12 protein-coding genes are annotated in these 13899 nt (G+C 62.8%); 6 read left to right on the top strand and 6 right to left on the bottom strand.

What is annotated here, in order from left to right:
• Nucleotides 1-187: 187 nt before the first annotated feature.
• Nucleotides 188-1408, bottom strand: coding sequence for an MFS transporter (locus ACVWZT_RS12735; RefSeq protein WP_296229851.1), 1221 nt, complete (start codon nucleotides 1406-1408; stop codon nucleotides 188-190).
• 356 nt (nucleotides 1409-1764) lie between these two features.
• Between ACVWZT_RS12735 and ACVWZT_RS12740 the strand changes: the two genes are divergently transcribed.
• Genes ACVWZT_RS12740 through ACVWZT_RS12750 form a run of 3 tightly spaced genes read left to right on the top strand, consistent with a single transcriptional unit; the run spans nucleotide 1765 to nucleotide 4377 of the window.
• Entirely contained in the window at nucleotides 1765-3201 is a 1437-nt protein-coding gene (locus ACVWZT_RS12740) for a cytochrome ubiquinol oxidase subunit I (protein WP_296229850.1), read from the top strand.
• 3 nt (nucleotides 3202-3204) lie between these two features.
• Complete coding sequence (cydB, locus tag ACVWZT_RS12745; RefSeq protein ID WP_225779259.1) at nucleotides 3205-4212, top strand: cytochrome d ubiquinol oxidase subunit II; 1008 nt, start codon at nucleotides 3205-3207, stop codon at nucleotides 4210-4212.
• Between the two features lie 9 nt (nucleotides 4213-4221).
• Nucleotides 4222-4377: a DUF2474 domain-containing protein gene (locus tag ACVWZT_RS12750; protein WP_016713451.1), complete on the top strand. Its 156-nt coding sequence runs from the start codon at nucleotides 4222-4224 to the stop codon at nucleotides 4375-4377.
• Between the two features lie 127 nt (nucleotides 4378-4504).
• Here the strand turns inward: ACVWZT_RS12750 and ACVWZT_RS12755 are convergent, their stop codons facing one another.
• Nucleotides 4505-5629, bottom strand: a complete 1125-nt coding sequence (locus tag ACVWZT_RS12755; protein WP_457469607.1) for a methyltransferase — start codon at nucleotides 5627-5629, stop codon at nucleotides 4505-4507.
• A 96-nt stretch (nucleotides 5630-5725) separates the two neighbouring features.
• On the bottom strand, nucleotides 5726-6433 hold the full coding sequence (locus tag ACVWZT_RS12760; RefSeq protein WP_296229843.1) for an autoinducer binding domain-containing protein: 708 nt from the start codon (nucleotides 6431-6433) through the stop codon (nucleotides 5726-5728).
• Nucleotides 6434-6646: 213 nt separating this feature from the next.
• On the opposite strand from ACVWZT_RS12760, the gene ACVWZT_RS12765 reads away from it, so the two are divergent.
• Nucleotides 6647-7423: a ferredoxin--NADP reductase gene (locus tag ACVWZT_RS12765; protein WP_457469609.1), complete on the top strand. Its 777-nt coding sequence runs from the start codon at nucleotides 6647-6649 to the stop codon at nucleotides 7421-7423.
• Between the two features lie 33 nt (nucleotides 7424-7456).
• Here ACVWZT_RS12765 and mscL read toward each other — a convergent pair whose 3' ends face one another.
• The gene (gene mscL / locus ACVWZT_RS12770) at nucleotides 7457-7876 is read right to left on the bottom strand and encodes a large-conductance mechanosensitive channel protein MscL (protein WP_296229840.1); all 420 of its coding nucleotides are present in this window, start codon (nucleotides 7874-7876) and stop codon (nucleotides 7457-7459) included.
• A 176-nt stretch (nucleotides 7877-8052) separates the two neighbouring features.
• Between mscL and radA the strand changes: the two genes are divergently transcribed.
• The gene (gene radA / locus ACVWZT_RS12775; RefSeq protein ID WP_186675249.1) at nucleotides 8053-9423 is read left to right on the top strand and encodes a DNA repair protein RadA; all 1371 of its coding nucleotides are present in this window, start codon (nucleotides 8053-8055) and stop codon (nucleotides 9421-9423) included.
• A gap of 94 nt (nucleotides 9424-9517) precedes the next feature.
• On the opposite strand, the gene ACVWZT_RS12780 is transcribed toward radA, so the two are convergent.
• Together ACVWZT_RS12780 and ACVWZT_RS12785 are read right to left on the bottom strand one after the other, a co-directional pair.
• Complete coding sequence (locus ACVWZT_RS12780; RefSeq protein WP_457469612.1) at nucleotides 9518-11035, bottom strand: nucleobase:cation symporter-2 family protein; 1518 nt, start codon at nucleotides 11033-11035, stop codon at nucleotides 9518-9520.
• Between the two features lie 263 nt (nucleotides 11036-11298).
• Nucleotides 11299-11661 (bottom strand): PilZ domain-containing protein, encoded by a 363-nt coding sequence (locus ACVWZT_RS12785; protein ID WP_170032616.1) that lies wholly within the window; start codon nucleotides 11659-11661, stop codon nucleotides 11299-11301.
• A gap of 165 nt (nucleotides 11662-11826) precedes the next feature.
• Here ACVWZT_RS12785 and ACVWZT_RS12790 point away from each other — a divergent pair, with 165 nt between their 5' ends.
• Entirely contained in the window at nucleotides 11827-13893 is a 2067-nt protein-coding gene (locus ACVWZT_RS12790; protein WP_457469613.1) for a carbon starvation CstA family protein, read from the top strand.
• Nucleotides 13894-13899 lie beyond the last annotated feature (6 nt).

The raw sequence follows: 13899 nt of genomic DNA on the forward strand, positions 1-13899 counted from the left end.
AGGCGCCCCAGGCGCCATCAATCTATCGACCCCAACAGCAAAGCACAGACCGTACCGGTTGCCGTGGTTTTGTGTGGGGCGGAAAAAAGCCGCGCATCATACCAGCATGCTTGGCAGGGGCCTATGGCCGTTGGGGAATGGGTTCTGTATAGCCCGTACCGGCCTCTTCGCCGGCACAGGCTGTATTTCAACCGTTATGCAACCGGTCCCGTCTGGCCAGTGTCGGGAACAGTTTTATCCACACCCCGGTCACCAGCAGGGTGCCGACGCCGCCCATCACCACCGCTGGCACTGTGCCAAACCAGTGCGCCGTAACCCCCGATTCGAACTCGCCGAGCTGATTCGAGGCACCAATGAACAGGCCGTTCACCGCACTCACCCGCCCGCGCATCTCATCCGGCGTTTCCAGCTGCACGAAGGCGCCGCGGATGACCATGCTGATCATGTCCGCTGCGCCCAGCACCACCAGTACCGCGAGCGAGAACCAGAACGAGGTCGACAGGCCGAAGGCAATGGTCGCCACGCCGAATACACCCACTGCCGTGAACATCGTTCGCCCCACGTTGCGCTCGAACGGGAAGCGCGCCAGCCACAGCGACATCAGCAACGCTCCCACCGCCGGTGCCGAGCGCAGCAGGCCCAGGCCCAGTGGCCCGGTCAGCAGGATGTCCTTGGCGAACACCGGCAACAGCGCGGTGGCGCCACCGAGCAGCACGGCAAACAGGTCGAGCGAGATGGCGCCAAGAATGTCCGGCCGGCTGCGGATGAAGCGGATGCCGGCCAGCAGCGATTCGATGCTGGCACGCCCTCGCTGGGCTACCTGGCCGCGTGCCTCCAGGCTCAAGGTCAATATGCAGGCGATGGCGTAAAGGGCCACAGTGGGGCCGTACACCCAGATGCTGCCGAAGGCATACAGGAAGCCGCCCAAGGCGGGCGCCACGATGGTTGCCGACTGGGTCGCCGATGCCGATGCCGCCACCGCTCGTGGGAACAGCCCGGCTGGCACCACGTTGGGCAGCAACGCCTGGGTCGCCGGCATCTCGAAGGCGCGCGTGGCGCCAAGCAGGAAGGCAAGGGCGAAGATCAGTTCGCGGGTGACGTTGTCGGTGGCGCTGCCCACTGCCAGTGCCAGGGCGATCAGGCCCTGCAGGCTCTGGCACAGGGCGGCGACCTTGCGCCGGTCATAGCGGTCGGCGACATGCCCGGTGTGCAGCATGAACAGCACACGCGGGGCGAACTCGACCAGGCCGACCAGGCCCAGGTCGAGCACATTGCCGGTCAACTGGTAGAGGTGCCAGCCAATGGCCACGGTGAGCATCTGGAAGCCACTGGCAGTGAACACGCGGGCCAGCCAGAAGGCCAGGAAAGGTCGCTGGTGACGCAGCAACTGTGGAGCGGAATCGGACATCGGAAACCTGGGGCCTCGGCACGGTAGAGGGGTTCGCAGCGTATCACCTGTTTGTAACAAATGGTTGCTGTTTGCCTGGGTCGGCACTTTTCCAGGCCTTTTTGAAGAGGGTGGGGCAACCGGTCACGCGGCAATCAACCGCACGGCCCGGCGCGCCATTCAGGACTATGCTTCCTAGCATTCGTTGATCTGGATCAATCGTTGCTTTTGCAACGGCTGGCCAACGACGTGGCCCTCCGGGCCGGAATCCCTGCGATCGAACAGAACAATTCCAACACGCCACACTCGATAACCGTGGGGGCAGTGGGCGACGGGGCCAGCGGCCCGGACGCCGGATTATCTGAAGAGGAAGCACCATGTTCGGAATAGAGGCCCTAGAGCTCGCCCGAATGCAGTTTGCCTTTACCGTTTCGTTCCACATCCTGTTCCCGGCCATCACCATCGGCCTGGCCAGCTACCTGGCAGTTCTCGAAGGCCTCTGGTTGCGGACCGACAAACAGGTCTACCGTGACCTGTATCATTTCTGGTCGAAGATCTTTGCCGTCAACTTCGGCATGGGCGTGGTCTCCGGCCTGGTCATGGCCTACCAGTTCGGCACCAACTGGAGCCGCTTCTCCGACTTTGCCGGTGCCATCACCGGCCCCTTGCTTACCTACGAGGTGCTGACCGCGTTCTTCCTCGAGGCGGGCTTCCTCGGCGTCATGCTGTTCGGCTGGAACCGTGTCGGCCGCGGCCTGCATTTCTTCTCCACGGTGATGGTAGCGCTCGGCACGCTGGTCTCGACGTTCTGGATCCTCGCCTCCAACAGCTGGATGCAAACCCCGCAAGGCCACGAAATCATCGATGGCCGGGTGGTGCCGGTGGACTGGCTGGCAGTGGTGTTCAACCCTTCGTTCCCCTACCGCCTGATGCATATGGCCACCGCCGCGTTCGTTGCCACGGCGTTCTTCGTCGGTGCATCGGCGGCCTGGCACCTGCTGCGCGGGCGTGACAATCCGGCGGTGCGCAAGATGCTGTCGATGGCCATGTGGATGGCCCTGATCGTGGCGCCGATCCAGGCGGTGATCGGTGATTTCCACGGCCTCAACACACTCAAGCACCAGCCGGTGAAGATCGCCGCGATCGAAGGCCACTGGGAGAACGTGCCCGGTGAGCCGACCCCGCTGATCCTGTTCGGCATTCCTGACATGCAGGCCGAGACCACCCGCTTCAAGCTGGAAATCCCGGCGCTCGGCAGCCTGATCCTGACCCACAGCCTGGACAAGCAGGTGCCGGCGATGAAGGAATTCCCGGCGCAAGACCGGCCCAACTCGACCATCGTGTTCTGGTCGTTCCGGATCATGGTCGGGCTGGGGTTGCTGATGATTTTCGTTGGCCTGTGGAGCCTCTGGCTGCGCAAGCGCGGCACGCTCTATACCTCGCGCCCGTTCCTGCATCTGGCCTTGTGGATGGGCCCGTCGGGGCTGATCGCCTTGCTGGCTGGTTGGTTTACTACCGAAATCGGCCGCCAGCCGTGGGTGGTGTACGGCCTGATGCGCACGGCAGACGGTGTGTCCAACCACAGCTACGCCCAGCTCGGCTTCACCCTGGTGGCCTTCGTGGTGGTGTACTTCGCCCTGTTCGGTACCGGCCTTGGCTACATGATGCGCCTGGTGCGCAAGGGCCCGCAGACCGGCGAAGGAGACCAGCACAGCAGTGGTGGCCCAGGCACCAAACGCACCCCGGCGCGGCCGCTGTCCGCCGCCGATGATGGCCGTGAGGCCAACTCCGCCAGCCTGAGCAAGGAAAACTGAGCCATGGGTATCGACCTTTCGCTGATCTGGGCCGTGATCATCATCTTCGGCGTGATGATGTACGTGGTGATGGATGGTTTCGACCTGGGAATCGGCATGCTCTTCCCGTTCGTCAAGGGCGAGCGTGACCGCGATGTGATGATGAACACCGTCGCCCCCGTGTGGGACGGTAACGAAACCTGGCTGGTACTGGGTGGTGCCGGGCTGTTCGGCGCGTTCCCGATGGCCTACTCGGTTGTCCTCGAGGCGCTGTACCTGCCGTTGATCCTGATGCTGATCGGGCTGATCTTCCGCGGCGTGGCCTTCGAGTTCCGTTTCAAGGCCAAGGACGACAAGCGCCATATCTGGGACAAGGCGTTCATCGGCGGTTCGCTGGTGGCCACCTTTTTCCAGGGCGTGGCCCTGGGCGCGTTCCTGGAGGGTTTCAAGGTCGTCGACCGGCATTTCGCCGGTGGCACGCTCGACTGGCTCACCCCGTTCAGCCTGTTCTGCGGCCTGGGGCTGATCGTTGCCTACACCCTGTTGGGCTGCACCTGGCTGATCATGAAGACCGAAGGGGCGCTGCAGCAGAAAATGCACGACATTGCCCGCCCGCTGGCGCTGGTGTTGCTGGTGGTGATCGGTATTGTCAGCCTGTGGACGCCGATCGCCTACCCGCAGATCGCCGACCGCTGGTTCAGCATGCCTAACCTGGTGTGGTTCATGCCGGTACCGATCCTGGTGCTGGTGACCTTCTACGGCTTGCTCAAGGCGGTGGCGCGCAATGCCCACTACACCCCGTTCCTGCTCACCCTGGTGCTGATCTTCCTCGGCTACAGCGGCCTCGGTATCAGCCTGTGGCCGAACATCATCCCACCGTCGATCTCGATCTGGGATGCCGCGGCGCCACCGCAGAGTCAGGGCTTCATGCTGGTCGGCACGCTGTTCATCCTGCCGTTCATTCTCATGTACACCTTCTGGAGCTACTACGTGTTCCGCGGCAAGGTTACCCACGAAGACGGCTATCACTAGGAGGGCCGCATGATGACCGGCAAGCATGGTTTGGAAGAGAAAAAGCCCCTGTGGCAGCGGCTGGGCTGGCTGCTGCTGATCTGGGCCATGAGCGTGGCAGCGCTGGGCGTGGCGGCCTGGGTGATGCGCCTGTTCATGGGGGCGGCGGGGTTGACCACCCATTGAACTGGGGCGCCTTGCGCCCCTTTCGCGACACGAGGCCGTTCCTGGAGGGATCGCGATCATTCGGATAGTCGCGTCTCCCCGTAGGGGCGGCCTTGTGTCGCGACAGGTTACAAAGCAGCCCGAAAGCCTACTTGCGGGCTTTCAGAATGACGAACTTGGGCGTAGCCGCCACCTGCTCGACGCCACGGAACAACCGCGCCAGCTTGCTGTGATAACCCAGGTGCCGGTTACCCACGATATACAGCGCCCCACCCACCACCAGCGCCTCGCGCGCCTGCTGGAACATGCGCCAGGCGAGGAAGTCGCCCACGACCTGTTGCTGGTGGAACGGCGGGTTGCACAGCACCACCTCCAGCGACTGTTTTTCTACCCCGGCCAACCCATCGGCTGCCTCGAACACCGCCGGGCGTTCGCCCAGTGCGGCCTGCCAGTTTTCCCGCGCCGATTGCACAGCCATGTACGACTCATCGACCAAGGTGTATTGCGCATCCGGGTTGGCCATGGCGCTGGCAATGGCCAGCACACCGTTGCCGCAGCCCAGGTCCGCCACCCGGGCTCGGCCGAGTTCGCGTGGCAGGTGCGGCAGGAAGGCGCGGGTGCCGATGTCCAGGCCTTCACGGCAGAACACGTTGGCGTGGTTGACCAGCTCCAGCGCTGGCGTGTCCAGGCGATAGCGGCTGGGGTAGGGCGAACGCGCGGCAGGCCGTGTGGCCACTGTCGCGGTGAGCAAGCGGGCTTTTTTCTGCGCCAGCGAGGCCTGCACCGGGCCGATGTATTTCTCCAACAGGTCACCGGCGGCCCGAGGCAGGTGCTTGATCATCGCCGCGGCAATCACCTGGGCATCGGGCGCCAGGTGGCCTTGCAGGCGGATCAGTTGCTCTTCGAGCAGGGCCAGGGTCTTGGGTACGCGCACCAGCACGCGGTCGAACGGGCCTTGCCAGGTTTCGCTGGCCGGTACGAAAGGCACGCTGTCGAACGGCAGGCCATTGCGTGTCAGGTTTTTTTCCAGGGCCAGATGCGCCAGGTGCGAGTCGCCACTACTCACGACCTGCAGCTTGCCCGCCAGGCTGGCCGCCAGGGCGCCGAAGCTGTCATTGAGCACCAGTACCCGGCAATCGGTCGCCGGGGCCTGTTCGTGCAACTGCGCAAGCAGGTACTCGTCGGCTGCATCGAAAGCCTGCAAGGGGTCGTTGGCCTGTTCTGGCTGGCGGATCAGGTCGAGTTCGGCGTACGGGGTGGTCAACAGGGGCATGGCGTCAGGCTCGGCAACGAATCTGCCCGTTGCGGTTCGCCGCGGGCTTTGCCGGGCGATTCTACAGGGCTTTGCCCAAGGTCGCAGATTTGCCGCTCAGATCCAGCCGCGCAGGGCGGCAATGGCAATGGCGCCGGTCTTGTTGGCGGCATTGGTCTTGGTGATCACGCTGCGGATATGGAAATTCACCGTGCTTTGCGACAGTGACAGGATGGAGGCCACGTCGGCAGCGGTCTTGCCGGCGGCTGACCATTTCAGTACTTCCAGTTCCCGCTCGCTCATCCTCGGCTGATGCGGGCACAGTGCATTCAGGTGGTGTTCGCCAAGCACTGCATGCAGGATGTGGCACAGCCACTGGACACTGCCGGCCTTGAGATAAAATTCCTCTTCGTCGATGCGCCCGGTGGGCCTGGCCACGCTGATCTGGCTTTCGTTGTGCTGCAAATCGTGCAGTGACTGGGTCCAGCCATGGCGCAAGCCGCACTGGCAGGCCATTTCACGAAACTGCGGGGCCTCGCGGTACAGGTCGTCGGTCCAGAGCACGGGCATTGTCGAGTTGTGGCATGCGTTGGCAACCGGGTCCTGCATGTAGAGCTCGTCGCGCTGGTACCGCTCGATCCACTTGTTCGGATAGTTGCTGTAAAGGTACAGCCGCGGCGTTTGTGTGGCGACCTGGATGCGAATGTTCAACCCGAGGTATTCCATGCCCAGGTTCTGAGCCAGGTGCACAGCGATATCGAATAGTTTCTTGGGGCTGCGCTCACTGACAAATGCTTGAAGATGTTCGGGTTTCCAGTGGTGCATCTGAAATACTCCCTGTTGGTGCCGTACTCAATCCGTTTGGGCACCCGATTCATTGTAGGAAAAGACCTGCCAAAGCGTTGGGAATTTTTTGTTATAGCGGGACAGTTTTCTACGATTCTGGCACCTTCAGCTTTGACGAGGCCTTACAAAGCAGTGGTTTTTATCCGCGCCACTTTGCGCGACACTGTGCACACGCCAAACCTGGAGCCCGACATGACCGCTAGCGCCGAAAAGTTCACCCGCCAGACCCTGCTCGATGTTCAGCCGCTGACGGCGAACCTCTTCAGCCTGCGGGTTACGCGCGATGCGGGGTTCCGCTTCCGTTCGGGCCAGTTCGCCCGCCTGGGCGTGACCAAGGCTGATGGCAGCGTGGTCTGGCGCGCCTATTCGATGGTCAGCGCCCCCCATGACGAGTACCTGGATTTTTTCTCCATCGTGGTGCCAGGTGGCGAATTCACCGGCGAGCTGAGTCGGCTGGAAGCGGGCGATACCTTGCTGATCGACCGCCAGGCCTTCGGCTTCCTCACCCTCGACCGCTTCGTCGGTGGTCGCGACCTTTGGCTGCTGGCAACCGGTACCGGCATTGCGCCGTTCATGTCGATTCTGCAGGACTTCGAAGCCTGGGAGCGTTTCGACAACATCAAGCTGGTGTACTCGGTGCGTGAAGCGAAAGAGCTGGCTTATGTGGATGAAATCGCCGGGCTGGAGCAGCGCGACTACCTGGCCGAATTTGCCGGCAAGTTGCAGTTCATTCCAGTGGTCACTCGCGAGCAGCATCTGGGGGCCCTGAATGCACGGATTACCAGCCTGATCGAGAATGGCGAGTTGGAAAAGGCAGCGGGGCTGGAGCTGTCGGCGGAACATTCGCGGGTGATGCTGTGTGGTAACCCGGAGATGGTCGACGAGACGCGCAAGGTGCTGAAGGCGCGGGACTTGCAGCTGAGCCTGAGCAAGCGTCCGGGGCAGGTGGCAGTGGAAGCCTACTGGTAAGGTGATTGGGGCTGCAAGGCAGCCCCGGCGATATCAAGGCAGGCGGTTCTGGTTTTGTGCCCTGAGCAGGTCGCGAATCTCGGTCAGCAAGGTTTCTTCAGCGCTCGGCACTGGTGGTGCAGTCGGCGCCACGGCCTCCTCGCGCTTGAGCCGGTTGATGGCTTTTACCCCCATGAAGATGGCAAACGCCACGATCAGGAAATCGATCACGGTCTGGATGAACTTGCCATAGGCCAGTACCACCGCCGGTGCATCACCTTCGGCCGCCTTCAGGGTGATGGCCAGATCGCTGAAGTCGACACCACCGATCAACAGGCCCAGCGGAGGCATGACCACGTCACCAACGAAGGACGAGACGATCTTGCCGAAGGCTGCGCCGATGATGATACCGACTGCCATGTCGACGACATTGCCTTTGACCGCGAAGGCCTTGAACTCACTGATCATGCCCATGTTTGGTTCCTTGTAACAAAAGGTAAGGTTTACGCAGTGTAAGCCACTTAAACGCTTCATGCGTTATGTCCAGCGCTTCCGACTGCGGTTAGAACGAATAGTTTTGTCGCACCTGGAGGCGTTCGGGACACGTCCAGCTCGGCTATCATGGCGATTTTTCCCAGGAGACCCCAGCCATGGCCAAGGCCAAGCGCTTGTACGGCTGCACCGAGTGTGGTGCGACTTTTCCCAAATGGGCCGGCCAGTGTGGCGAATGCGGGGCGTGGAACACCCTGGTCGAAACCATGATCGAAAGCGGCGCTGCCGCCGCGCCCGGCAACGGCCGCACCGGCTGGGCCGGGCAGCAGGCGCAGATCAAGACCCTGGCCGAAGTCAGCGTCGAGGAAATCCCACGATTCACCACCAGCAGCACGGAACTGGACCGCGTGCTGGGCGGCGGCCTGGTGGATGGCTCGGTGGTGCTGATCGGTGGCGACCCCGGTATCGGCAAGTCGACCATCCTGCTGCAGACGCTGTGCAACATCGCTGTCGGCATGCCGGCACTGTACGTGACCGGCGAGGAATCGCAGCAGCAGGTGGCGATGCGCTCGCGGCGCCTGGGTCTGCCGCAGGACCAGCTCAAGGTCATGACCGAAACCTGCATCGAAACCATCATCGCCACGGCCCGTCAGGAGAAGCCGCGGGTGATGGTGATCGACTCGATCCAGACCATTTTCACCGAGCAGCTGCAATCGGCACCAGGCGGCGTGGCCCAGGTGCGCGAGAGCACGGCTTTGCTGGTGCGCTACGCCAAGCAGAGTGGCACGGCGATCTTCCTGGTGGGCCATGTGACCAAGGAAGGTTCGCTGGCTGGCCCACGGGTTCTCGAGCACATGGTCGACACCGTGCTGTATTTCGAAGGCGAGTCCGATGGTCGCTTGCGCCTGCTGCGGGCGGTGAAGAACCGCTTCGGTGCCGTCAACGAACTGGGCGTGTTCGGCATGACCGACCGCGGCCTGAAAGAAGTGTCCAACCCGTCGGCGATTTTTCTCAACCGCGCCCAGGAGGAAGTGCCAGGTAGCGTGGTGATGGCGACCTGGGAGGGCACCCGGCCGATGCTGGTGGAGGTGCAGGCGCTGGTCGACGACAGCCACCTGGCCAACCCGCGTCGGGTGACCCTGGGCCTGGACCAGAACCGCCTGGCCATGTTGCTGGCGGTACTGCACCGGCATGGTGGCATTCCAACCCATGACCAGGACGTGTTCCTCAACGTGGTAGGCGGGGTGAAGGTGCTGGAAACTGCGTCGGACCTGGCGCTGCTGGCGGCGGTGATGTCGAGCCTACGCAACCGGCCACTGGCCCATGGCTTGCTGGTGTTTGGCGAAATCGGCCTGTCCGGCGAGGTACGACCGGTGCCCAGTGGCCAGGAACGCTTGAAGGAAGCGGCCAAACATGGTTTCAAGCGGGCCATCGTGCCCAAGGGCAACGCGCCGAAAGAGGCCCCGGCAGGGCTGCAGGTGATTGCCGTTACCCGGCTGGAGCAGGCGCTGGATGCGCTGTTCGAGTAGCGCCTGACCTTACCGGCCCGATCGTCGGTACAGGCCAACAAAAAAGGGGCCGACGATGCGCATCGGCCCCCCCACCTCACCGCTCAGTCAGCGGTCAATGTTCGGCGACCGGCGTGCGTCTGACCGTCTCATTGCCATGCTCGTCCAGCTCCAGCATCGGCACTTCAATACCCTCGGCATCGAACAGCTTGCCATCCTTGAAGTAGTCGCCATCACGCAGCGCAGAAATGTCCGAGTACTGGATGGTGCGCTCATAGGCGGCAGCGAACACCGACTGGTTTTCCGAGTTGCCGGCGGTGAAGTGGTTGAAGATCAGGTTCAGCAGGATGGCCATGATTGCCGCCGAGCTGATGCCCGAGTGGAAAATGGTCTCGAACCAGTTCGGGAAGTGATGGTAGAAGGTCGGAGCGGCAATCGGGATCATGCCGAAGCCCAGCGACGCGGCGACAATGATCAGGTTGACGTTGTTCTTGTAGTTGACCTTGGACAGGGTGCGGATACCGCTGGCGGCTACGGTGCCGAACAGCACGATGCCCGCGCCACCCAGTACCGGCGTCGGCACGGCAGCGATCACCCGGCCCATGATCGGCAGCAGGCCGAGCACCACCAGGATCACCCCGCCGGTGGCCACCACGTAGCGGCTCTTGACCCCGGTCACCGCCACCAGGCCCACGTTCTGGGCGAATGCACTCTGGGTGAACGAACCGAAGATCGGCGCCAGGATGCTCGACGCCATGTCGGCGCGCAGGCCGTTGCCCAGGCGCTTGGAGTCGACCTTGGTATCGATGATCTCACCCACGGCGAGGATATCGGCCGAGGTTTCTACCAGGGTCACCATGATCACGATGCACATCGACAGGATCGCGGCGATGTGGAATTCCGGCATGCCGAAGTGGAAGGGCGTTGGGAAGGCGAACACCGGGCCTTCGGTGACCTTGCTGAAGTCGGTCATGCCCAGCGCCCAGGCGATCAGGGTGCCGACCACCATCGCCAACAGGATCGACAGGCGCGAGATGGTCGCACTGCCCAGCTTGCTCAACAGCAGCACGATGGCGAAGGTCAGGCCTGCCAGGCCGATGTTGGCCATGCTGCCGAACTCCGGCGAGGCACTGTTGCCACCCATCACCCAGCGGGCTGCGACGGGCATCAGGGTCAGGCCGATGGTGGTGATGACGATACCGGTCACCAGCGGCGGGAAGAACTTGGTAATGCGCGAGAACACCGGGGTGATGAGAAAACCGATCAACGATGCGGCCATGACTGCACCCAGTACGCCCGGCAGGCCACCGCCACCCTCGCTGCTGAGAATGGCCCCCATGGTCGCCACGCCAGCGAACGACACGCCCTGCACCAGCGGTAGCTGGCAACCGAAGAATGGCAGGCCCAGTGTCTGCAGCAGGGTGGCCAGGCCACCGGCAAACAGCGAAGCGGCGATCAGCATGCCGATTTCGGCGCCGTTCAGGCCCGCGGCCTGCCCCAGGATCAGGGGTACCGCGACGATCCCCCCATACATGGTCAGCACATGCTGCAGACCATAAGCCAGGTTGGCCCCAAGGCCGAGGTTTTCGTCCTCGGGGCGCTTGGCGGGAGACGTGCTAGGGGACGTAGTCATGGAGCAGGCTCTCTGTTTATTGTTGTGTCGCTACTGTAGACATTTCCGACAAATGAATGCCACAAGAATTGTATACAATTTTTTGATCCGAGCGCGCACACGGGCGCTGGCGCTAGGCATCAGAGCCCAATGCAGGAGGCGTACCATGTTGGAAAAGGCTGGGTTAGAGGGGTGTGTACAATACGTCGCGACCCAGGCTTAAAGCTGTCTGGGTAGACAGGAAACACGAGGTGCGGATTTTCTTAGCTAGCTAAGAGATCCCATTATTCGATCAGTTCACGCAGTTCGCGCATCATTTCGGTGCTGTCGGCCAGGTTCAGTTCCACAAGACGGTGCAAGTGGGACATCGACTCGACGTCGATGTACAGGCAGATGAAGCCCAGGCGGGTGGGCTCCTCATGGCGCAGTTCAACCTGCATCTGCACGCGCACATCGCGGTCCAGGTGGATGACTGCATCGAAGTCCTGGGTAAGGTCGGCATCCCACGGCTCGGGGCGCTTGACCAGCAGGCCCTTCAGCGACACATCCAGCAGTTTTACCGGCCAGCGGCGGTCGCCCTGGCGCAGTTCGGTGGGGGCATCGAAGTCGATGCGGCGGAAGCGCCGACGCTCGTCGTGATCGCTCATGGGAAGGCCCTCGGATGACATCCTGACTATAGTTAGTTTGATCTGTGCATCAGGTACCGCAATCTGGCCGCAGAGGCTCTAGGCCAAAGCAAGTGTGGCAATGCGCGATGACACGCCCTAGACTCGATGGGCGGTCTTTTCCAATCCACCAGCTGGAAGCAAACCATGAACAACAATAATAGCCTGCTACGCCACATTCCGTGGCTGGCGCTGGCAGTCATAGGAGCCTGCGCGCTGGGTGTGGTCGCCCTGCGTCGCGGCGAGGCGATCAATGCCTTGTGGATCGTGGTCGCGGCAGTGGCCATCTACCTGGTCGCCTATCGTTACTACAGCCTGTTCATCGCCACCAAGGTGATGCAACTCGACCCGCGCCGTGCCACCCCGGCGGTGCTCAACAACGACGGCCTGGACTACGTTCCGACCAACAAACACATCCTCTTCGGTCACCACTTCGCTGCTATCGCCGGTGCAGGCCCGTTGGTCGGGCCGGTACTCGCCGCGCAGATGGGTTACCTGCCCGGCACGCTGTGGCTGATCGCCGGCGTGGTGCTGGCCGGTGCGGTGCAGGACTTCATGGTCCTGTTCCTGTCTACCCGCCGCAACGGCCGCTCGCTGGGCGACATGGTGCGCGAGGAGATGGGCCGCATCCCTGGGACCATCGCCCTGTTCGGCTGCTTCCTGATCATGATCATCATCCTCGCGGTGCTGGCGCTGATCGTGGTCAAGGCCCTCGCCGAGAGCCCGTGGGGCATGTTCACGGTGATGGCTACCATCCCGATCGCGATGTTCATGGGCATCTACATGCGCTATATCCGCCCGGGCCGTATCGGCGAGATCTCGGTCGTGGGCGTGGTCCTGCTGCTGGTCTCGATCTGGCTGGGGGGCCAGATCGCCGCGGATCCGGTGTGGGGGCCGGCGTTCACCTTCACTGGCGTGCAGATTACCTGGATGCTGGTGGGCTACGGTTTCGTCGCCGCCGTGCTGCCGGTATGGCTGGTACTGGCGCCGCGTGACTACCTGTCGACCTTCCTCAAGATCGGCACCATCGTTGGCCTGGCCATCGGTATCCTGATCATCGCGCCCGAGCTGAAAATGCCGGCGCTGACGCAGTTCACCGACGGCACCGGCCCGGTGTGGAAGGGCACCCTGTTCCCGTTCCTGTTCATCACCATCGCCTGTGGTGCGGTGTCCGGCTTCCACGCGCTGATCTCCTCGGGAACCACGCCCAAGCTGCTGGACAACGAAACCAACGCCCGCTACATCGGCTACGGCGGCATGCTGATGGAATCGTTCGTCGCCATCATGGCCATGGTTGCGGCCTCGGTGATCGAGCCAGGCGTGTATTTCGCCATGAACAGCCCGGCCCCCGTGGTCGGTGCCGACGTGGCTTCGGTGGCGCAAACGGTCAGCAGCTGGGGCTTCCTGATCACCCCTGAACAGCTCGAGGCCACAGCCCGCGACATTGGCGAGCACACCATCCTGGCGCGTGCCGGTGGTGCACCGACGCTGGCGGTGGGTATCGCGCAGATCCTGCACCAGGTGCTGCCGGGTGAGAACACCATGGCCTTCTGGTACCACTTTGCGATCCTGTTCGAAGCGCTGTTCATCCTTACCGCGGTAGACGCCGGTACCCGTGCCGGGCGCTTCATGCTGCAGGATCTGCTGGGCAGCTTCGTGCCGGCGCTCAAGCGCACCGAGTCGTGGACTGCCAACCTGATCGGCACCGCCGGCTGCGTGGCACTGTGGGGCTACCTGTTGTACCAGGGCGTAATCGACCCGCTGGGTGGCATCAACACGCTGTGGCCGCTGTTCGGTATCTCCAACCAGATGCTGGCCGGCATTGCCCTGATGCTCGGCACCGTGGTGCTGATCAAGATGAAGCGCCAGCGCTATGTCTGGGTCACCTTGCTGCCGGCCGTGTGGCTGCTGATCTGCACCACCACCGCGGGCCTGATCAAGCTGTTCGATCCGAACCCGGCAGTCGGCTTCCTGGCCTTGGCCAAGAAGTACAGTACTGCGCTGGACGCCGGCCAGGTCCTGGCCCCGGCCAAGGACATCGGGCAGATGCAGCACGTGATCTTCAACGCCTACACCAACGCCGGCCTGACCGTGCTGTTCCTGGTGGTGGTGTTCAGTGTGCTGTTCTTCGCCGTCAAGGTCGGTTTCGCCGCCCTCGGCCGCAAGGAGCGTAGCGACAAGGAAACCCCGTTCCAGGCTCTGCCTGACGCTTGAGAGGAC

Source organism: Pseudomonas sp. TE21394 (assembly GCF_054057835.1).

Coding starts and splice junctions, on each gene's coding strand:
- ACVWZT_RS12750 (WP_016713451.1), top strand. CDS start 4,222: ATGATGACCGGCAAGCATGGTTTGGAAGAGAAAAAGCCCCTGTGGCAG.
- ACVWZT_RS12735 (WP_296229851.1), bottom strand. CDS start 1,408: ATGTCCGATTCCGCTCCACAGTTGCTGCGTCACCAGCGACCTTTCCTG.
- cydB (WP_225779259.1), top strand. CDS start 3,205: ATGGGTATCGACCTTTCGCTGATCTGGGCCGTGATCATCATCTTCGGC.
- ACVWZT_RS12790 (WP_457469613.1), top strand. CDS start 11,827: ATGAACAACAATAATAGCCTGCTACGCCACATTCCGTGGCTGGCGCTG.
- radA (WP_186675249.1), top strand. CDS start 8,053: ATGGCCAAGGCCAAGCGCTTGTACGGCTGCACCGAGTGTGGTGCGACT.
- ACVWZT_RS12740 (WP_296229850.1), top strand. CDS start 1,765: ATGTTCGGAATAGAGGCCCTAGAGCTCGCCCGAATGCAGTTTGCCTTT.
- ACVWZT_RS12765 (WP_457469609.1), top strand. CDS start 6,647: ATGACCGCTAGCGCCGAAAAGTTCACCCGCCAGACCCTGCTCGATGTT.
- ACVWZT_RS12780 (WP_457469612.1), bottom strand. CDS start 11,035: ATGACTACGTCCCCTAGCACGTCTCCCGCCAAGCGCCCCGAGGACGAA.
- mscL (WP_296229840.1), bottom strand. CDS start 7,876: ATGGGCATGATCAGTGAGTTCAAGGCCTTCGCGGTCAAAGGCAATGTC.
- ACVWZT_RS12755 (WP_457469607.1), bottom strand. CDS start 5,629: ATGCCCCTGTTGACCACCCCGTACGCCGAACTCGACCTGATCCGCCAG.
- ACVWZT_RS12785 (WP_170032616.1), bottom strand. CDS start 11,661: ATGAGCGATCACGACGAGCGTCGGCGCTTCCGCCGCATCGACTTCGAT.
- ACVWZT_RS12760 (WP_296229843.1), bottom strand. CDS start 6,433: ATGCACCACTGGAAACCCGAACATCTTCAAGCATTTGTCAGTGAGCGC.